The 19,089-nt window shown below is 65.7% G+C and carries 17 protein-coding genes and 1 tRNA gene; 12 read left to right on the top strand and 6 right to left on the bottom strand.

All coding sequences use genetic code 11. The annotated features are described in order from the left end of the window. The first annotated feature begins 437 nt into the window (after window positions 1–437). The 12 genes from RH857_RS04110 (at window position 438) to RH857_RS04055 (ending at window position 12,826) form a co-directional block, all read left to right on the top strand. Window positions 438–3,272 (top strand): Rne/Rng family ribonuclease, encoded by a 2,835-nt coding sequence (locus tag RH857_RS04110; protein WP_310536707.1) that lies wholly within the window; start codon window positions 438–440, stop codon window positions 3,270–3,272. 181 nt (window positions 3,273–3,453) lie between these two features. Continuing rightward, on the top strand, window positions 3,454–3,762 hold the full coding sequence (gene rplU / locus RH857_RS04105) for a 50S ribosomal protein L21 (protein ID WP_310536706.1): 309 nt from the start codon (window positions 3,454–3,456) through the stop codon (window positions 3,760–3,762). A 59-nt stretch (window positions 3,763–3,821) separates the two neighbouring features. Further along, window positions 3,822–4,079 carry a 50S ribosomal protein L27 gene (rpmA, locus tag RH857_RS04100; protein WP_310536705.1) on the top strand — a complete coding sequence of 86 codons (258 nt, stop codon included), beginning with the start codon at window positions 3,822–3,824 and terminating at the stop codon, window positions 4,077–4,079. Window positions 4,080–4,214: 135 nt separating this feature from the next. After that, window positions 4,215–5,834, top strand: a complete 1,620-nt coding sequence (gene obgE, locus RH857_RS04095; RefSeq protein WP_374761115.1) for a GTPase ObgE — start codon at window positions 4,215–4,217, stop codon at window positions 5,832–5,834. Further along, window positions 5,831–6,958 (top strand): glutamate 5-kinase, encoded by a 1,128-nt coding sequence (gene proB, locus RH857_RS04090; protein WP_310536703.1) that lies wholly within the window; start codon window positions 5,831–5,833, stop codon window positions 6,956–6,958. Before obgE ends, proB begins: the two co-directional genes overlap by 4 nt. Next, window positions 6,955–8,301, top strand: a complete 1,347-nt coding sequence (locus RH857_RS04085) for a glutamate-5-semialdehyde dehydrogenase (RefSeq protein WP_310536702.1) — start codon at window positions 6,955–6,957, stop codon at window positions 8,299–8,301. The genes proB and RH857_RS04085 overlap by 4 nt, the downstream gene beginning before the upstream one ends. A 130-nt stretch (window positions 8,302–8,431) precedes the next feature. Further along, on the top strand, window positions 8,432–8,608 hold the full coding sequence (locus RH857_RS04080) for a hypothetical protein (RefSeq protein WP_310536701.1): 177 nt from the start codon (window positions 8,432–8,434) through the stop codon (window positions 8,606–8,608). Between the two features lie 20 nt (window positions 8,609–8,628). Then, the gene (gene nadD / locus RH857_RS04075) at window positions 8,629–9,339 is read left to right on the top strand and encodes a nicotinate-nucleotide adenylyltransferase (protein ID WP_310536700.1); all 711 of its coding nucleotides are present in this window, start codon (window positions 8,629–8,631) and stop codon (window positions 9,337–9,339) included. After that, entirely contained in the window at window positions 9,336–10,769 is a 1,434-nt protein-coding gene (locus tag RH857_RS04070; protein ID WP_310536699.1) for a hypothetical protein, read from the top strand. Before nadD ends, RH857_RS04070 begins: the two co-directional genes overlap by 4 nt. A gap of 12 nt (window positions 10,770–10,781) precedes the next feature. Beyond that, on the top strand, window positions 10,782–11,165 hold the full coding sequence (rsfS, locus tag RH857_RS04065) for a ribosome silencing factor (protein WP_310536698.1): 384 nt from the start codon (window positions 10,782–10,784) through the stop codon (window positions 11,163–11,165). Between the two features lie 103 nt (window positions 11,166–11,268). Next, window positions 11,269–11,341 (top strand) — tRNA-Ala (locus RH857_RS04060). Window positions 11,342–11,533: 192 nt separating this feature from the next. Next, window positions 11,534–12,826 (top strand): serpin family protein, encoded by a 1,293-nt coding sequence (locus RH857_RS04055; RefSeq protein WP_310536697.1) that lies wholly within the window; start codon window positions 11,534–11,536, stop codon window positions 12,824–12,826. Between the two features lie 116 nt (window positions 12,827–12,942). Here the strand turns inward: RH857_RS04055 and RH857_RS04050 are convergent, their stop codons facing one another. The 6 genes from RH857_RS04050 to RH857_RS04025 form a co-directional block, all read right to left on the bottom strand. Next, window positions 12,943–13,809, bottom strand: coding sequence for a MetQ/NlpA family ABC transporter substrate-binding protein (locus tag RH857_RS04050; RefSeq protein WP_310536696.1), 867 nt, complete (start codon window positions 13,807–13,809; stop codon window positions 12,943–12,945). 64 nt (window positions 13,810–13,873) lie between these two features. Then, window positions 13,874–14,557, bottom strand: a complete 684-nt coding sequence (locus RH857_RS04045; RefSeq protein WP_310536695.1) for a methionine ABC transporter permease — start codon at window positions 14,555–14,557, stop codon at window positions 13,874–13,876. Further along, window positions 14,557–15,594, bottom strand: coding sequence for a methionine ABC transporter ATP-binding protein (locus tag RH857_RS04040; protein WP_310536694.1), 1,038 nt, complete (start codon window positions 15,592–15,594; stop codon window positions 14,557–14,559). The genes RH857_RS04045 and RH857_RS04040 overlap by 1 nt, the downstream gene beginning before the upstream one ends. A gap of 229 nt (window positions 15,595–15,823) precedes the next feature. Further along, window positions 15,824–16,795 (bottom strand): DMT family transporter, encoded by a 972-nt coding sequence (locus tag RH857_RS04035; protein ID WP_310536693.1) that lies wholly within the window; start codon window positions 16,793–16,795, stop codon window positions 15,824–15,826. A gap of 68 nt (window positions 16,796–16,863) precedes the next feature. Further along, window positions 16,864–17,430 (bottom strand): methylated-DNA--[protein]-cysteine S-methyltransferase, encoded by a 567-nt coding sequence (locus tag RH857_RS04030; protein ID WP_310536692.1) that lies wholly within the window; start codon window positions 17,428–17,430, stop codon window positions 16,864–16,866. Next, window positions 17,427–19,049, bottom strand: a complete 1,623-nt coding sequence (locus tag RH857_RS04025; protein WP_310536691.1) for a DNA-3-methyladenine glycosylase 2 family protein — start codon at window positions 19,047–19,049, stop codon at window positions 17,427–17,429. Before RH857_RS04025 ends, RH857_RS04030 begins: the two co-directional genes overlap by 4 nt. Window positions 19,050–19,089: the final 40 nt, after the last annotated feature.

The raw sequence follows: 19,089 nt of genomic DNA, 5'->3' as shown, positions 1-19,089 counted from the left end.
GGCGAGCGTGAGCTCGCCGAGAGCGCGGCGGGGTTTCCCCGCCCGCGGAACAAGCTTCAGGCGTGATGGCGAGCGTGAGCTCGCCGAGAGCGCGGCGGGGTTTCCCCGCCCGCGGAACAAGCACTGTGTCATACTGGAGAGATCGATCGGCAGACCACACCTGCGGTTCGAGAAGGCTTTCACGCCAGGCAGGCACCCGTCGTGGACTGAAGCAAGGGAACATCAGGTCCGCACGGAACGTCGTTGAGAAGACGAGCAGAAGATGCCGCCGGCTGATAATGCAAGCGTTCACCGCTGAGCGCCCCGTGAAGAGCGCGCCTCGCACCATGAGGCAGCGCCCGGGGCACTAGTAGTGAAGGACAGGTTTCACGTTACGAGAAGCCGTCGGAGGCGTTGAGTGTGGCTCCGCTCACCGACGGCGGGAGCACATCACCTATATGACAGAGACTCAGCACTCCGCCGGCGCATCGGCGGAGAACTCCGACGAACTCACCGAGATCTTCAACCCTTTCAGCGCCCCGGAGCCGGGCTTCCCCGGATCGGACGCGACCCTGGCGCCCGAGGAGGTGCCCGCCCCCGATCAGCCGGCCATCACCGTTGATGACCCGCTGAACGTCATGTTCCAGGCCCCGGATCTCTCCACCCTTAAACCTGCAAAGCCTGCTCGGCAGACCGTCGATGATGACGCGGATGACGACGACGATGACTACTTCGAGGATCAGCAGGACGAGGATCGCGACGCCGACTCCTCCGGCGGAGGCCGCAAGAACCGCCGGAAGCGCCGCCGTGGAGGCCGGAATCGCAACCGCAATGAGGACGACGGCGCGAACGCGCGCGGCGGTAACGGCGAGGACCAGCAGGACACCAAGGACGGCGACACCAAGGGCGGCTCCGCGAAGAAGGACCGCACAGAAGCCTCCGAGTCCCAGAACGAGAACACCTCCGAGGAGTCCTCCAAGGACACCGCCCCCGGTTCTGCAGAGAGCCCCGCTGAAGCGGACGACGATGGCCGCGTGATCCGCAAGAAGCGTCGTCGTCGTCGCGGCACCGCGGACATGGAGATCGAGGAAGAGTCCGAGGACGGTCACACCGTGACTCGGGTGCGTGCCGCACGCGAGGTCTCTGAGAACGCTCCCGCCAAGGTGACCGGGGTGAAGGGCTCCACGCGCCTGGAGGCCAAGCGCCAGCGCCGTCGTGCCTCCCGCGACACCGGCCGTCGTCGCCAGGTCATCACCGAGGCGGAGTTCCTGGCCCGCCGCGAGTCTGTGGACCGCAAGATGATTGTCCGTCAGCGCGGTGAGCGTATCCAGATCGGCGTGCTGGAGGACGGTGTGCTGGCCGAGCACTACGTCTCCAACACCACCCAGGACTCCCTGATCGGCAACGTCTATCTGGGCAAGGTGCAGAACGTGCTGCCGTCCATGGAGGCCGCCTTCGTGGACATCGGTCGCGGCCGCAACGCGGTGCTCTACGCCGGGGAAGTCGACTGGGATGCCGCCAACATCGGCAACGCACCCCGGAAGATCGAAAACGCCCTGAAGTCCGGCGACTCCGTGCTGGTCCAGGTCACCAAGGATCCGGTGGGCCACAAGGGTGCGCGCCTGACCAGTCAGGTCTCCCTGCCCGGCCGCTACCTGGTGTTTGTCCCCGGTGGTTCCATGACGGGCATCTCCCGCAAGCTGCCCGACACCGAGCGGGCGCGCCTGAAGAAGATCCTCAAGGAGCAGATGCCGGAGAACGCCGGCGTCATCGTGCGCACCGCAGCTGAAGGCGCCTCCGAGGAGGAGCTCACCAACGACATCAACCGGCTGCGCTCCCTGTGGGAGACCATCCAGTCCCAGGCCAACGACAAGAAGGTCCTGGCGCCTGAGCTGCTCTACGCCGAGCCCGACCTGACCATCAAGGTGGTGCGCGACGTCTTCAACGAGGACTTCTCCTCGATGGAGGTCCAGGGCGAGGAGACGTGGGACAACATCGAGGCGTACGTGACCTATGTGGCACCCCACCTGCTTGACCGCCTGCACCAGTGGGATCCCGAGGCTCAGCGGGAAGCGGGCAAGCCCGAGGATATCTTCGCCCACCACCGCATCGACGAGCAGCTGAACAAGGCACTGGACCGAAAGGTCAACCTGCCCTCCGGCGGCTCCCTGGTCTTTGACCGGACCGAGGCGATGACCGTGGTGGATGTCAACACCGGAAAGTTCACCGGCTCCGGCGGAAACCTCGAGGAGACCGTCACCAAGAACAACCTGGAAGCTGCCGAGGAGATTGTCCGCCAGCTGCGGCTGCGCGACATCGGCGGCATCATCGTCATCGACTTCATCGACATGGTCCTGGAGTCCAATCGCGATCTGGTGTTGCGCCGGATGGTCGAGTGCCTGGGCCGTGACCGCACCAAGCACCAGGTGGCGGAGGTGACCTCCCTGGGCCTGGTGCAGATGACGCGTAAGCGCATGGGTACGGGCCTGCTGGAGGTGTTCTCCACCGAATGTGACCACTGTGGTGGACGGGGCATCATCACCCACCCCGAACCGGTGGAGAACCGCCCTGCCTTCACCGCTGACGGAGACGTGCGTCAGGCCAAGTCCAAGAAGCGGCGGAAGAAGAACAAGGGCGGCTCGGAGAGCTCTTCCAACGAGCCGGACCCGCGCGAGCTGAAGAAGCTGGAGAACGCTCGCCAGGGCCTGGCACAGGTGGCAGCAGCCACCAAGGGTGCGGGGGAGGACGACGACGCCCCCTCGGAGGCATCCGACCAGGCCTCCCCGCATCAGGAGCAGGACAAGCAGGAGCAGGCAGGGCAGTCACGCTCCGCCCGGCGCCGCTCCGGCCGCCGCTCAGCATCCTCCTCCGGCAAGGTGGAGCAGAATGACTCCCCAGCGGGCAACTCCGGAAGCAGCCGGGAGCCCAGCGAGAAGCCGGTTCTGACCATCGCCGGAGAAGCCGTAGAGGTTCCGCGCGGAACCGCGCAGACCCAGGAGAAGCCTGCTGCTCCAGAAAAGAGCATCTCCCTGGACCAGCTGGACGAAGCTCTGGAGTCACGCGGCAAGGCTCCCGCTCGTAGCGCTGCCCCCAGGCGGCGTCGCCGTGCTGCGGGGTCCGCACAGGGTGCCTCCGGCCAGGTCCAGCAGATCACGGCTGCCAGTACGGGTGATGAGGCGACGTTCCAGGCCAGTGCCGCGGCCTCCACGCCTGCCGAGGAGCCGAAAGAGTCCCAGGAGCCCGTGATGCTCGGGGTGGGAGTCACGGCCGATCAGATCAGTCGCGGCAGCTGACCCGACGGTGACGACGCGCGGGAACAGTGCTCATGTTGCTCCCGGGCGTCGCTTCCCGTAATATAGATCCCTGGTGTCAACTGGCACCCACAGTCTTTTGTGCGCTGCAGATCAACCACTCATGGTTCGAAAACAGCGCCTCTATGTCCCAAGTACGTTCAACGAGAGAAGTGAGTCCCAAGTGGTGTACGCGATTGTCCGCGCAGGCGGCCGCCAGGAGAAGGTTTCCGTCGGAGACCTCGTGACCCTTGACCGCGTCCCGGCCGAGGCAGGCAGCACCATCGAGCTGCCGGCAGTGATGCTGGTGGACGGGGACAAGGTCACTACCTCCGCCGAGGATCTGGCCAAGGTCAAGGTCACCGCAGAGGTCGTCGAGAACCTCCGCGGCAAGAAGATTGTCATTCACAAGTTCAAGAACAAGACCGGCTACCACAAGCGCCAGGGTCACCGTTCTGAGCTCACCCGCGTGAAGGTGACCTCCATCGCCTGATACGGGCGATAGGCTTTAACGCAGAATTTTCCCAGTATTTCTGAGAGGCAGGCACAGCTATGGCACATAAGAAGGGCGCGAGCTCCACTCGCAACGGCCGCGACTCCAACGCACAGCGCCTCGGCGTGAAGCGCTTCGGCGGCCAGTCCGTCAACGCAGGTGAGATCCTCATCCGCCAGCGCGGCACCAAGTTCCACCCCGGCACCAATGTGGGCCGCGGCGGCGATGACACCCTCTTCGCCCTCGCCGACGGCTCCGTGGAGTTCGGCAACCGTCGCGGCCGCAAGGTCGTCAACGTGGTCCCGGCCGCCCAGTAAGCAGGGCCCGCGACTGCACCCCGTGGGGGAGGCTCCCCACACCCTTAGCTCAAAGGGCCCCGCATGCATTGCGCTGCGGGGCCTTTTAGCATCCACTTTCACGAGCACAACCCATCCCAGATCAAGGAGACAGCAATGGCACACTTCGTAGACCGTGTGGTGCTGCACGCCACCGGCGGCAACGGAGGCCACGGCTGCATCTCCGTGCACCGTGAGAAGTTCAAGCCCCTCGGCGGACCCGACGGCGGCGACGGGGGAGACGGCGGACACGTGGAGCTGGTAGTCGACCCGCAGACCACGACGCTGCTGGACTACCACCACCGTCCCCACCGCAAGGCCGAGAACGGCGGCGTGGGCGAGGGCAGCCTGCGGCACGGCCACAAGGGCGCCACGCTCGAGCTCCCCGTTCCTGACGGCACCGTCGTCAAAGACAAGGACGGCAATGTGCTGGCTGACCTCATTGGTGCCGGCGCCCGCTACCGCGTAGCCGAGGGCGGCCAGGGAGGACTGGGCAACGCGAAGCTGGCCTCCAAGAAGCGCAAGGCGCCGGGATTCGCGCTGCTGGGCATCCCCGGCGAGGAGCGCGAGGTGGTGCTGGAACTGAAGTCCGTGGCAGACATCGCCCTGGTCGGTTTCCCCTCGGCAGGTAAGTCCAGCCTCATTGCGGCAATCTCAGCCGCTCGTCCGAAGATCGCCGACTATCCCTTCACCACCCTGGTGCCCAACCTCGGTGTGGTCGAAGCAGGCGATACGCGTTTCACTGTCGCCGACGTCCCCGGTCTCATCCCCGGAGCGGCCGAGGGCAAGGGTCTGGGGCACGAGTTCCTTCGGCACGTCGAGCGCTGCGCTGCGCTCGTTCACGTCCTGGACTGCGGCACTCTCGAGAGTGACCGCGACCCCCTGGCCGACCTCGAGGCGATTGAGGCTGAGCTGGAGGCCTACGCGCCCGACGCCGTCACCGCCACCGCTCAGGCCGACCATGCGCCGGAGACCGTTCGCGCAATTCCGCTGAACCAGCGGCCCCGGCTGGTGGCTCTGAACAAGACTGACCTCCCGGACGGAGAAGCGATGGCCGAGATGGTCCGTGCCACGCTTGAGGAGCGCGGGTACCGCGTCTTCGAGATCTCCGCCGTCTCACGTAAGGGACTGCGCGAACTGAGCTTCGCCATGGCCGAGCTGGTGGCCGCCGCACGCGAGCAGGAAGAGACCGAGATCGCTCCGGTTCCGGTGACGGTGCGTCCCAAGTCGATCAACGACAAGGGCTTCACCATTCGTCGCGAGGAGAAGGGCGTGCCCGGCGAGGGCAACGTGCCCCTCTGGCGCGTCCGGGGCCCCAAGCCCGAGCGGTGGATCCTGCAGACCGACTTCAACAATGACGAGGCTGTGGGCTACCTGGCGGACCGGCTGCAGGCACTGGGCATTGAAGATGAGCTCTTCCGCCTGGGCGCAACGCCCGGGGATGCGGTGGTCATCGGTACCGAGGCCGACGGCGTGGTCTTCGACTGGGAGCCCACCATGGCCGCAGGAGCCGAGCACCTGCAGGGTGCCCGCGGCACTGACCTGCGGTTCGAGGTCAGCCACCGGCCCACGCGTGCCGAGAAGCGCCAGGAGCAGGCCGACCGACGGGCAGCCAAAGCGCAGGTGCGTGCCGAGATGGAGGCAGCCTACGACGCCGATGAGGACTACGACGACGTCGAAGTCGTCTATACCCAGGGCAACCCCGAGGAGGACGAGGACAGCGAGGGGCGGGCGTGATCAGCTCGGCCGCGCAGCTGCTCGGAGCCCGGCGAGTCGTCGTCAAAGTCGGCTCCTCGTCACTGACCACCTTGGATGGGGGCATCAACCTCGAGGCCCTGACTGCCCTGGTCCATGCCTGCCAGCAACTGCGCGAACGGGGGACTGAGCTGGTGCTTGTCTCCTCCGGTGCGATCGCCGCCGGACTGGCGCCGCTGGGGCTGCGCACCCGGCCCGCGGACCTGGCGACCCAACAGGCGGCCGCCGCCGTCGGGCAGGGTCTGCTGCTGGCGCACTACACACGAGTCTTCGCCGAGCACCGGGCCACAGTCGCCCAAGTTCTGCTCACTGTGGACGACCTCATCCGGCGCACCACTTACACCAACGCCCTGCGCTCTCTGGAGAAGCTGCTGGCGCTGGGTACGGTGCCCGTGGTCAACGAGAACGACGCCGTGGCCACCGCTGAGATCCGCTTCGGCGACAATGATCGCCTCGCCGCGCTGACCGCCAATCTGCTCCACGCGGACGCCCTGATCCTGCTCTCCGACGTGGACGCGCTCTACGACGGCCCTCCGGACACCGGCGGGCAGCCCGTGGCGCGTGTGCGCGGTCCAGAGGATCTTAACGGCGTCACCCTGGGCCGACGTGGACGTGCCGGCGTCGGCACCGGAGGAATGGTCACCAAGGTGGAGGCTGCACAGATTGCCACCTCCCACGGCATTCCGGCCATGCTCACCTCGGCCGCAAATGCTCCCGCCCTCTTCGCGGGGGAGCAGGTCGGTACGTTCTTCGAGGCGCGCGGGCGTCGTCGCGGTGCCCGTTTGGCATGGCTGGCGCACCTAGCCCACGTCAAAGGGCGCCTGATCATCGATGAAGGAGCTGTGCAGGCCGTCGTCCGGGGACGCCGCTCCTTGCTGCCTGCGGGGATCCTCCGCGCAGAGGGCGACTTCGAAGCCAGCGACGTCGTCGAGATCTGTGACGCCGCCGGGGCGGTGCGTGCCCGTGGGCTGAGTGCCTTCTCCTCTGAAGAGCTGCCGCAGATGCTGGGCCGCTCCACCACGGAGCTTGGTGCGGACCTAGGACCTGACTATGAACGACCGATCGTCCATACTGATGACATGGTGAGACTGGAGGGGACACTGTGAGCACTGAGACCCAGCACGAGACCGCCGAGACCCAGCAGCAGGAGGCACAGCCGATCACCGAGGCCATACGTGAGATCTCCCAGCGTGCTCGTGCAGCCTCCCGGGGCCTGGCGCGCCTGGACCGCAATCACAAGGACCGCGCACTGGCCGCGGTCGCTTCTGGGCTGCGTGAATCCGTGACATCACTCACCGCTGCCAACGAGGAGGACCTGGCGCGCGGCCGTGACAACGGCATGAGCCGTTCCCTGCTGGACCGACTCGCCCTCACCGAGCAGCGCATCGAGGCACTGGCCGCTTCTGTGGAGGAGATCATCGGGCTGGAGGATCCGGTGGGCCGTGTGCTGCAGGGGCGCACCCTTCCCAACGGCCTGCGTCTGAGCCAGGTCGCCGTGCCCCTGGGCGTGGTCGGCGTCATCTACGAGGCTCGGCCCAACGTCACCGTCGATATTGCCGCCCTGGCGCTGAAGTCCGGAAACGCCGCAGTGCTGCGCGGCGGCTCCGCGGCCCAGAAGACCAACGAGATGCTCCTGTCCATCCTGCGTGAGGCGCTGCGCTCGACGCGAGTCCCGGTCGACGCGGTGCAGTCCATCGACGCCTATGGACGCGAGGGAGCCACCGAGCTCATGACAACTCGGGGCAGCGTGGACGTCCTCATTCCCCGCGGCGGGCGCGAGCTGATTCAGCACGTCGTCCAGAACTCCCGCGTACCCGTGATCGAGACCGGCGAGGGCAACGTACACATCTACGTGGATGCCTCAGCCGACCCCGAGACCACCCGCGACATCGTGCTCAACGCCAAGACCTCCCGGCCCAGCGTGTGCAACGCCGCCGAGACCCTGCTCCTGCACGCGCAGGCGGAAGCCGCGGGGCGTGAAGCCCTGGGCGTCCTGCACCGGGCGGGAGTGACGCTACACGTGGACCCCCGGGCGCGTGACTGGCTGCCCGAGGAGATGCCCGCCAACACCAGCTCTCCGGACACCGCCGGTGCCGTCACCGAGGTGACGGAAGAGCATTTCGCTACGGAGTTCCATGACCTGGAGATGGCAGTGGGGGTGGTCGACTCCCTCGATGAGGCCATCGCCCACATCACCCGGTACTCCAGCGGACACACTGAGGCCATCATCACCGACTCGGTCACCCATGCGGACCGCTTCGTGGCCGAGGTCGATGCAGCCGCCGTAGTAGTCAACGCCTCCACCCGGTTTACCGACGGCGGACAGTTCGGCCTCGGTGCGGAGGTTGGCATCTCCACTCAGAAGATGCATGCCCGCGGACCCATGGGGATGGGCGAACTGTCCACTGCCAAGTGGATCGTCCGCGGTGAGGGACAGATCCGTCCCTAGAAGCGGGCACTGCGGCCTCCCTGGAGAGTGCGGACGCCGTGCCGTGCGGAGCTGACCTGCGTCAGCAGTGATCCCCTGTAGACTGTGGGGAAGATTTTCAGTCAACGACTTTGACGAGTAGAGGAGAGGCATGAACCTGCCCATTCTTGCGCTGCTGGCCGATGAGAACCACGGATACGAGCTGCCGATGCCCGCCGAGTGGTTCGGCGTGATCATGTTCATTCTGCTGATGCTGGCGCTGCTGGTCACCCTCGGCTTTGCCAACAAGGGCAAGAAACTGCCGGCTGACCCCAACAGCGACCACTGACGGGGATTCGAAGAGACTCCTTGATCTCACGCCTCTCCTCATCTCAGCTGCCGGAGGACGGACGACGACGTCTGCGCCTGGGCATCATGGGCGGCACGTTTGACCCGATCCACCACGGGCACCTGGTGGCCGCCTCAGAGGTGGCTGCCGAGTTCAATCTGGATGAAGTCATCTTCGTGCCCACTGGGCAGCCGTGGCAGAAGGCCGACCGCGAGGTCACCGAGGCCGAGCACCGGTATCTGCTGACGGTCATTGCGACCGCCTCCAATCCGCGGTTCACGGTATCCCGCGTGGATATTGACCGAGGCGGCCCCACCTACACCATTGATACGCTGCGCGACTTTGCCCGGCTCTATCCCGAGGCCGAGCTGTTCTTCATCACCGGGGCAGACGCGATGGCCCAGATCATGTCGTGGAAGAACGTGGAGGAGCTCTGGGAGCTGGCCCACTTCGTCTCCGTCACGCGCCCCGGATACGTCAGTGAGGACTTTGGCCGCACCGAGCAGATCTCTCTGATGGAGATTCCAGCGATGGCCATCAGCTCTACTGATCTGCGTGCCCGCGCCAAGGCGGGCAAGCCAGTCTGGTACCTCGTCCCCGACGGCGTGGTGCAGTACATCACCAAACATCGTCTCTACCGGGAGAATTCGGCCACACGCGCTCTGAACACCACGTCGGAGGAGTCGCAAACGCATACCATGGACGAAAACCACCAGGAGGCTTCACGATGAGCGCGGACTACGACGAGCAGTTCCCGGACGCAGGCGATGACCTGCGTTCGCGCTATCTGCCTGTCTCCCGAAAGGAACTGCGCCGTCGCCGTGAAGCCGAGCTGGCAGCTCAGCGTGAGGCCCAGGAGGAGGCTCAGGCCGCCGAGGACACCCTGGCCTCCGGTGCAGAGCTGGACCAGGAGGCGGAGTTCGTCGACGCCGACGTCGATACAGTGGCGGATGCGAGCGTTGAGCAGAACCCCGCCGTCGAGGCCGACGAGGCCGCCGCCGTTGCAGGCTTTCCGGGTTCCCAAAGCGCTGATGAGTCAGTTGATGCCGCGGAGCAGGATGAGCCGGCACATTCTCCCGTGGCCGACGATTCCCCCGCAGAGGAGGAACTGCATCGGACCGTAGATGCCGTTGAGGCAGCCGAGTCCGGTGGCAGCTCTGAGGCTCAGCCCGAAGAGGACGCCGCGTCCGAGGACGAGCTGGATCCCAGCACTGACGACGAGCTGGAGGGGGAGCACCCCACCACGGAGTCGCCGCTGCCCGAACCGACCGCGGACGAGGATCCCGCACGGCCGGAAGAGGAGATCGCTGACGCGGTCGACTCCGGCGCAGACGAGGAGCCCACAACAGAGCCCGAGAGCACTGATAGCTCCGAGGCGGAGGCCCCAGAGGCGCCGCTTCCTGAGCCCGCGGTTGATGAAGACCCCGCGCGTCCCGAGGAGGACGTGGCGGATGCCGTCACTGAACTCATCGACCTCCCGCTGGAGGATCTGGGCGAACTGTCCGATGACACCGACGAATCAGCTCCTGCGGAGGCATCCGCTCAGGATTCGTCGTCGGAAGAGACGCCCTCCGGAGACAGGGCGAAGGACGACTCCACAGCATCGGCCAAGTCGGCTGAGACTCCCGAGGCCGGTGTCGAGGAGGAGGCTCCCGTGCCGGCCTCGCGCCGTGCACGCCGTCTGCTGCGCGACACCGAGTCCATCCCGCGCATGAGCCCGGAACTGCTGGCGGAGCTGGACCAGGTCACCGGTGCGATCGCACGGATCGATGATCCAGGGACGGTGGATCCGGAGCTGCTGAAGAAGCAGCAGGCCCTGGCCGCCAAGGCCATGCAGGCTAACCAGGAGCGCCAGCGGCAGGAACGGGAAGCCGCCGAACGTGAGGAGCGCAAACGGCGTCGCCGGGAGCGCCCCGAGTCGGAGGTCATTACCCGCAAGACCCTGCGCGACTCCCTCGAAGATGAGGGGGAGTACACCGAATACGCGACGGGTTCGATTGAGCCCGTCCATGCGCGCGGAGCCCACGGGCTCGACCTGGACAAGCTGGTGGATGAGACCTCCCGCCAGGCGGACCGTCAGAACATGCTGCTCTGGTTGGTCATCATCCTTTCTGTGCTGCTGGTGATCGCCATCGGCCTCGTGATCTATTTTGTGCTCTGATCTGGAGTGACTATGACTGTTCCTGACCTTGTACTGGCCGAGCTGCGCACGGCCGCGGCTGCGGCATCCGATAAGTTGGCCACGAATATCTTCGGCTACGACGTCGGGGAGCGCCTGGGCATCACAGACGCCTTCCTCGTGTGCTCGGCTCCCTCCGACCGGCAGATCAACGCTATCTGCGACGAGATCGAGGTCCAGCTCAAGGAGAAGCACGGTTCGGCCCCCCTGCGCCGGGAAGGCCGGGATTCCGGAACCTGGGTGTTGATGGACTACGGCCACATGGTGGTTCACGTTCAGCATGAGGAGGAGCGCGCCGTCTATGGCCTGGACCGCCTCTACGCGGATGTGCCGAAGGTGGATCTCGGTATCGAAACGGACGAGTCCGAGGTCGCCTAGGGAGCTTGGGTGATAATCGCGCCGATTTGCCTGGGTTCACCTCAGCGGTGTAAAGTATAGGGGTTGCCAACGGCGAGGTCCGAAAGGCAAAAGAGCTAAATATGGGGGTATGGCGCAGCTGGTAGCGCGTCTGCATGGCATGCAGAAGGTCACGGGTTCGAGTCCCGTTACCTCCACTCAGATGAACAAGGAGCTCCGGATATCCGGGGCTCCTTCTGTATGTGGGGGCTAGTCGCCTGCCGCGATCGGTGTTCGCTCTTGACCACCCGTCGGGCTGTCGTTCCAGTTGCCGGTGGTTCACGCGCGGGCCACCGCAGTCTGATTCTCAACCCCTGACTCAGCTACCGCCCGTTCTGTATGCTTCGGATATGGCACGGGGTGTGAATATTTCTCGCACGGCACTAGCCGGCGCGGCGCTGGGCGGCTTAGCGCTGACGTCCTGCGGTGCCGAGACGGCACCGGATCCGCAGCAGCACGACATTCGCTCAGACGTCGTCTATGAACCGGCGTCGCTTTCCTCCGCCACGGCAGTCGCCGACGTCGTGGACCGCACCACTGCGTTTGGAACCTCGGCGCTGGCGGACCTGAGTCAGGGAGAGACCAACGCGGTCATCTCTCCAGCCTCGCTGACGGTCGCGCTGGCCATGCTCGCCGAAGGAGCACAGGGCCCGGCGGCGGCCGAGCTGGACGAGTTCCTCGGTGCTGCCGGTGACGAGCGCTCCCATGCCTTCAGCGCCCTGCAAAGTGCTGTGCTGGACTATGACGGCGACCCTGCGCTGGTCCAGGACGAGGAGCTGCCCGAGGCACCGCTGCTTCACCTGGCGAATCAGCTCGTGTTGCAACAGGGAGCGGATGTCGACGACGACGTACTGGATGCGTTGTCACGCTACTTTGATGCCGGACTCGTCAGTACCGACTTCGGGGACGCGGAGTCCAAGGAACTCCTCGATGCCTGGGTCCATCATCACACCGGAGGTCTGATCGAGGAGTCCGCCATCGTCGCCCCTGATCCCAACATCGAGTTTGTCCTGCAGAACGCGGTGCTCATGGCAGCTCAGTGGCGCTCACCCTTTGACCCGGCGAACACCGCGGACCGGGAGTTCACCACTCTCTCCGGCGGCACGGTTGAGGTGCCCATGATGCGCCAGACGGTGGATGTCCCCTATGCCGAGCACGACGGGGCCCAGGCCGTGCGCCTGCCCTACACCGAGAGATTCTCGATGGATGTGGTGCTCCCCGACGCCGGAACGGACCCTGCCCAGTTCACCGCCCGGGACTGGGCCGCCATCGACGAAGCGTTCGGCGAGGCGGGTACCTCCCAGCGGGTAGATGTGACGATGCCCGTCCTGGACCTGGAGACCAGCGCGGAGCTGATTCCGCTACTCCAGGACCAGGGACTGGCAGCCACCGTTGGCGGAGACGATCTCTCGCCCCTGGCAGCGGGGGAGTTGGGGCAAGTGTCCCACCAGGTGGTGCTCCAGGTGGATGAAGAGGGCACTGTGGCGGCCGGTGTCACTGAAATCTCCATGATCACCTCCGGACCCTTGGAGGAGGAGGACCCGGTGGAGCTGCGCGTCGACAGGCCCTATACGCTGCGTATCGTCCATGAGGAGACCGGCTGGCCCCTCTTCATGGCGGTGATCTACAACCCCGCCGAGTAATTTCTCCTGCGTCGGGCCTTGCTCCGGCACACGGAAAGGCCGCCGAGGCCCTGTTGGGGCATCGGCGGCCGATAGATGATCCGTCAGGGAACTCGTCCCTGCTCACTCTGTGGTGCTCAGAAGGCGGGCAGAACTTCGCCGTCGGTCCAGTTCTCCTCGATGTAGTCACGGACCTCATCCGAGGTCAGCAGCTCCTGCAGCGTAGCGATGGCCTCGTTGTCCTCGTCCTCGCTGCGCACGGCGAGGAAGTTGGCGTAGGGGTTGTCCTCGCCGGACTCGACCAGCAGGCCGTCCTCGGTGGGGGACAGGCCCGCCTCCATGGCGAAGTTGCCGTTGATGACAGCCGCATCCACATCGTCGAGGGTGCGCGTCAGAGCGGCGGCATCGGCCTCGATGAAGGTGAAGTCCTGCGGGTTGTCCTGGACATCGAGAATAGTGGCGGACTGCTCGTCCACGCCTGAGTCCAGGGTGATCAGACCTGCATCCTGCAGCAGCACCAGGCCACGCGCCTGGTTGGAGGGGTCGTTGTTCAATGCGATGGTCGCACCCTCGGGAAGGTCGGCGACGTCGTCGTACTGCGAGGAGTAGAGAGCGAAGGGCTCGATGTGCACGCCTTCAAAGTGGACGATGTCGTAGCCGTGCTGCTCCACCTCAGCGTCGAACCAGGGCTCGTGCTGGAAGTAGTTGGCATCGAGCTCGCCGGAGTCCAGGGCCTCGTTGGGGATCTGGTAGTCCGTGAACTCCTCGATCTGCAGGGAGAGTCCGGCCTCTTCGGCCAGCTCGTCGTTGATGAACTGCAGAATCTGACCGTGCGGAACAGGAGAGACCCCGACGGTCAGTTCGACCAGGCCCTCCTCATTCTCGGTGCCGGCCTGACCCTCTTCGGCGTCGTCGCCGTTGCCGTTGCCGCCGCAGGCGGAGAGCACTAGGGCTGCCGCAGCGGTGGCCGCGATGCCAAGGGAGCGGAAGGTGCGGTGTGACATGGTGTGCGTTCCTTTCAATGGTGAGCGAAACTCGAAAGCTGGGCGTCTCTTCCGCAGAAGAGGATCAGCGATGGTCGATGCGACGGGCGATGAAGTTACCGGTGTACTGCACCGCCGTGACGATGATGACCAGCAGAATCACGCAGAGCAGCATGACATCGCCCATGTAGCGGTTGTATCCGTAGTTGATGGCCAGCTGCCCCAAGCCGCCACCGCCGACAGCCCCGGCCATAGCGGTGAAGCTGATGAGGGTGACGATGGTGATGGTGAAGCCTCCGACAATCCCCGGCAGTCCTTCGCGCAACAGGACGTTCCACGTCACGTGCAGGTCCGAGGCGCCCATCATGCGCACTGCCTCAACCTTGCCCCAGGAGACCTCGCGCAGCGAGTTCTCCACCATCCGTGCGAAGAACGGTATGGCCCCGATGGTCAGCGGCACGACTGCGGCCTCCCAGCCGATCGCGGAACCCACGATTAGTCGGGTGAAGGGGATGATCCAGATCATGAGGATGATGAACGGGACAGCGCGGGCGAAGTCGACAATGACGCTGAGCACGCGGTAGAGCAGGCCCATGGGTTTGAGACCTTTGGGGCCGACGTTGAACAGCAGGATTCCCAGGGGAAGGCCGAACAGAGCGGTGAAGAGGCCCGTGGCGCCGGTCATGTAGAGCGTCTCGAGGATCGCGTCGATGAGGAAGCGCTCGATGACGGGGTTCTCGAGCCACAGCTGCTCGCTGGCAGAGAGCATCAGCGGTTCTCCTCCTCTTGCGCTTCGGCGGCAGCCTGTTCGGCTGCCACTTCCTCGGCAGTGGTGATCTCGGCGTGGAGTCCGGCTGTGCTGAGCACGTCCAGAGCGCGCTGTGCGCTCAGGGGGTCAGCAGGACGGAGATGGAGCCTTCCGACTTGTTTTCCCTGGATGGTCTCGATGGAGCCGGCCTCAACACGGACATCGAGGGCGTGCTCGGAAAGGAGGGCGAAGAGATCTCCGATGTGCCGGACCTGGTCGGATTCTGCGAGCAGCACTTCGATGAGCTGCTGACCCGGCTCAAGTGCGGCTGTGGGAGGCAGGGAGATGAGCTCCTTGGACAGCGGTGACGAGGTGTCGGAGATGACCTCGAGCAGATCGCCGCTGCGACTGACGCGGCCGTTCTCCAGTAGCGAGACGGAGTCGCAGACCTCGCGCACCACCGACATCTCGTGGGTGATGATGATGACCGTGATTCCCAGTCGGTCTCGCAGGGAGCGGATCAGTTGAAGGATCTGGCGCGTAGTCGCCGAGTCCAGGGCGGAGGTCGGTTCGTCACAGAGCAGGACGCGGGGCTCTGCCGCCAGGGCGCGAGCAATGCCGACGCGCTGCTTCTGGCCTCCCGAGAGCTGGGACGGGTAGTTATCAGCCCGGTCTGACAGCCCCACCAGCTCCAGCAGCTCCTTGACCCGTGCCCGGCGCTGGGAGCGCGGGACGCCAGCAATCTCCAGCGGATGGGCGATGTTCTTGGCCGCGGTCCGGGAATCCAGGAGGTTCACGTGCTGGAAGACCATGCCGATGGCACGACGTGCCTTCATGAGCTCGGCGCCGGTGGCCCCGTCCATGCTCTTTCCGTCGATGCTGATGCTGCCGGAGGTGATCTTCTCCAGGCCCGTCAGGCATCGGATCAGCGTGGACTTGCCCGCGCCGGAGCGGCCGACGATGCCATGGATGCTGCCGGCGCCGATGCTGAGGTTGACAGAGTCAAGGGCGGTGACGCCGCCGGGATAGACCTTGCGGACGTCCTTGAGTTCAATCACAGATATGGGGTCTCCACTGCTGCTCTTGCCCGTTCCGAACAACTTCGCACGGCGTGGGTGCTGCCGCGCCAAGGAAACAGGCCGCTTCGTGATCCTGAACCACCCGTGAACATGGGGTTGGTGAGTGACGAATAAAGGATCCTGTGAGGTTGGTGTTACCTCGCCGTCACTCTCTGGAAGCAGAACTAGGGTAACGCACGTAGGCAGAGATCGTCCTGCCCGCGACTTTTTACGTCATCTGGGCCGCGTGCGTCGCCTGACCTGGGCGGCGGCGACGGGGCCGGCGCAGCTGCGCGATGCCCACACCTGTGAGGCAGACGGCTCCGCCGATGATCGCCAGCAGGGGCGGGACCTCTCCCAGGGTCAGGGCGGACATGATCACGACGACGGCGGGAACAGCAAGCGTCGCCGAGGCAACCTTTCCGGTGGGGAAGTGGTTCATCGCGTACCCCCAGAACCAGAAGCCCAGAGCCGAAGGCCCGATGCCCATGTAGATTGCGGCGAGCATCGTCTCAGCCGGCAGTTCGCCCCAGGCCGTCACGGTGCTGTGGGCAAAAGGCAGCAGGGCGATAGTTCCGGCCATGCACCCCAGCCACGTGGCCGTCAGAGGGTCCACGTCCCTCAGCACGAGCTTCTGCAGGAGCATGCCCCCGGCGTAGAGCAGCGCCGCGACGAAGGCCACGGCAAGGCCTGCGAGCGCCAGCTGTCCGGTGCTGCCTGCCAGGGTGATCAGACCGATGCCGGTTAAGGAGATGAGCATCCCCGTATACAGCTTGCGCGAGAACTCCTCCTTGAAGAACACCACCGCTCCGATCCCCACCATCAGGGGAGCGAAGTTGACCACCATAGCGACCGTGCCGGCGTCGAGGAAGTGACCTGCCCAGTTGAAGACCAGGGTGTAGACGGCGAACCAGGTCACCCCGAAGGCTGCTGTCAGCCATAGTCCACGACCGCGAGGCAGGATGGGGCGTCCTCGTCGCATCCACAGCACGAGCAGGGTCAGCGTGGCCGATCCGGCGATCAGCCGAAGCAGTGCGAGAGGACCGGGCCCGATGTCGGGCGCGGCCCACCGCATGATGACGAAGGTCGAGGCCCACATCAGCACGGTGAGAAGGACAGCGCCCAGGGGCAGCATCGAGCGGGAGGGGGAGGGCGCGCCGGAGGCCTCTGGGAGGGCCGGCGCGGGAGTGCGAGGCGTCACAGACAGATCTTTGCGGTTTGCAGGCCTTGAGACAAGCGAGGGTTCCTTCCTCAACGTTCAGCGCCGCTTCATGGTCTGGCCGCGACGTGCGCACGCGGCACCGTCGTCTCCCGCAGAAAGTCCTCTTCCCGCTGCAGGAGACGGTGCTTTAGCGGCAGCCCGTACCGGAAGCCGCCCAGGGTCCCATCGGTGCGCAGGACGCGGTGACAGGGAACGAACAGGGCCGCAGCATTGACAGCACAGGCCGCAGCAGCGGCGCGCACAGCGGAGGGTCGGCCGATGCGAGCCGCGTACTGGCTGTAGGTCAGCGGCGCGCCCAGCTCAACGTCGTGCAGTACGGCCCAGGCGAGTTCACGAAACGGCGTGGAACGCTGCCTCACCGGCACAGTTCGCAGTAACGCAGGCTCTCCCTGGTAGTAGGCGTCCACGGCCTGCAGTGCCTGGACCGCGGTCCCTGAGGACGATGACGAACGGGAGCCGCGGCCGATCAGAGGTGCTCGCAGGCTGGGATGAACGAGCGCCAGCAGCGATTCAGGATCGGATGTCCATCCCGCCGCGAGCACATGGTCCGGGTCGCTGAGTACGGTGAACACACCGTCCGGGGTGGTCGTGGCGCTGACGGTGATCGTGTTCATGGACGCTGTCCTTTCGCGGGAGGGGGCACTGATGCCCACAAGTGCATGGCGGCATAGGAGCGCCAGGGCGCCCACCTGCGCGCCTGCTCGGCGAGGGCCCGATGAGCGGGGGGACCGGACTGGTCTTCGGTCAGGAGACCTAGGGCTTTGGCGCCGGCGATCAGCGCGACGTCACCGGTCATCCAGACATCTGGATGAGACTGGGTGCGCAGCAGGAGATAGGCCGCGGTCCATTCTCCGATGCCGGGCAGCTCAACCAGCGCCTTCCGCAGGGCTTCGGGATGGACTCCCGGATGCAGATCGAGAGTGCCGTCGAGCACGGCCTGAGCGGCGATGCGGATGGTACGGATCGAGCGTGCGGGAAGCCGCAGCGGGCGTTCGGGATCCGGGGGCCGCCCGGGTGTCTGTTCGGGAATCCCGGCCAGGATGTCCTCCATCGTGGGGAAGAGACGATCCAGGCCTGGAAAAGACGACGCGTAGGGACGTCCCAACAGGGCCTCCATCCGGGTGAGATGGCCCCTGGCTGCCCGAACGGAGATCTGCTGGCCGGCGATCGCGCGCACAAGGTATTCGGCCGCGTCTACGCTGCCGGGCAGGCGTATCCCCGGCCGTTTCCCGACAGCAGCCGCCAGGTGCGGGTCGCGGGACAACGCGGTATCGACAGCCTCAGGATCGGCGTCCAGATCCATCAGGCGCCGTGCTGCTGCCACCGCGGCAGCCGTGTCCGCCAGGGAGGTTAGTTCGCAGCGAAGGTATAGGTCCCAGCGACCACCGCGCTGTACGGCGGTGATCTCCACGGCGCCCGGTCCATGAGGCAGCCACAGGGTTCTGGCGTAGACCAGGCGCTGGCTCTGTATCTGCGCCGTCTCCATACCGGACAGCGCGCGTTCGGCGAGAAATGTGAAGACACCATGGGCGTCGAAGGGATGGCGTACCGGCAGGGCCAGTGGCACGGTCAGCGCCGGCTCCGGCGCCCCTGGGTGACCTGGAAGGTCGATGGCGGGCCCAGAGTTGCGCAGCGCCGGTGCAGAGGCAGGACGACGTCGTGCCCGGATCTGTCGCGGTGTGGCGTCGAAAACCGTTCGCATCGTGTCATTGAACTGACGCACCGAGCCGAAGCCGGAGGCAAAGGCGATCTCGGCCGCCGTGAGATCGGTGCTCAGCAGCAGGGACCGGGCTGTCTGGGCGCGATGAATCCGTGCCAATGCGGCAGGGCCGGCGCCGAGCTCCTCCCTCAGGGCCCGGGTCAGATGGCGGGGGCTGTACCCCAGTCGCTGGCTCAGAGCCTCCACGCCGCCGTCGTTCATCACCCCGTCACGTATCAAACGCATCGCACGTCCCACGAGATCGTGCCGCAGGTTCCACTCCGGTGTTCCCGAAGTCGCCTCGGGCAGGCAGCGTTTGCACGCACGATACCCGGCCTCATGAGCCGCGGCTGAGGTGGAGAAGAACCTGACGTTCTCAGGCTTGGGCGTTCGCGCCGGGCAGGAGGGGCGGCAGTAGATACCCGTTGAGGAGACCGCAAAAACGAACTGGCCGTCGAACCGGGTGTCCCGGGACTGCACAGCTCGGTACTGCACAGCCCAGTTCCCTTCGGCCACCTGCATGCGCTCATCCATACCCCTTATCCCACCCTCTGCTTGCCCCTGCGTCTAGCGG

Source organism: Nesterenkonia flava, assembly GCF_031432335.1.
Lineage (GTDB): Bacteria > Actinomycetota > Actinomycetes > Actinomycetales > Micrococcaceae > Nesterenkonia > Nesterenkonia flava.
Note: the sequence above shows the minus strand (reverse complement) of the source record. Positions and strands in the feature narration are given on the sequence as shown.

Bases quoted from the DNA above. Each gene is read 5' to 3' on its own strand.
- RH857_RS04030 (WP_310536692.1), bottom strand. From the start codon at position 17,430: ATGAACACGATCACCGTCAGCGCCACGACCACCCCGGACGGTGTGTTC.
- RH857_RS04050 (WP_310536696.1), bottom strand. From the start codon at position 13,809: ATGTCACACCGCACCTTCCGCTCCCTTGGCATCGCGGCCACCGCTGCG.
- rpmA (WP_310536705.1), top strand. From the start codon at position 3,822: ATGGCACATAAGAAGGGCGCGAGCTCCACTCGCAACGGCCGCGACTCC.
- obgE (WP_374761115.1), top strand. From the start codon at position 4,215: ATGGCACACTTCGTAGACCGTGTGGTGCTGCACGCCACCGGCGGCAAC.
- RH857_RS04080 (WP_310536701.1), top strand. From the start codon at position 8,432: ATGAACCTGCCCATTCTTGCGCTGCTGGCCGATGAGAACCACGGATAC.
- RH857_RS04025 (WP_310536691.1), bottom strand. From the start codon at position 19,049: ATGGATGAGCGCATGCAGGTGGCCGAAGGGAACTGGGCTGTGCAGTAC.
- RH857_RS04045 (WP_310536695.1), bottom strand. From the start codon at position 14,557: ATGCTCTCTGCCAGCGAGCAGCTGTGGCTCGAGAACCCCGTCATCGAG.
- RH857_RS04070 (WP_310536699.1), top strand. From the start codon at position 9,336: ATGAGCGCGGACTACGACGAGCAGTTCCCGGACGCAGGCGATGACCTG.
- RH857_RS04055 (WP_310536697.1), top strand. From the start codon at position 11,534: ATGGCACGGGGTGTGAATATTTCTCGCACGGCACTAGCCGGCGCGGCG.
- rsfS (WP_310536698.1), top strand. From the start codon at position 10,782: ATGACTGTTCCTGACCTTGTACTGGCCGAGCTGCGCACGGCCGCGGCT.
- RH857_RS04110 (WP_310536707.1), top strand. From the start codon at position 438: ATGACAGAGACTCAGCACTCCGCCGGCGCATCGGCGGAGAACTCCGAC.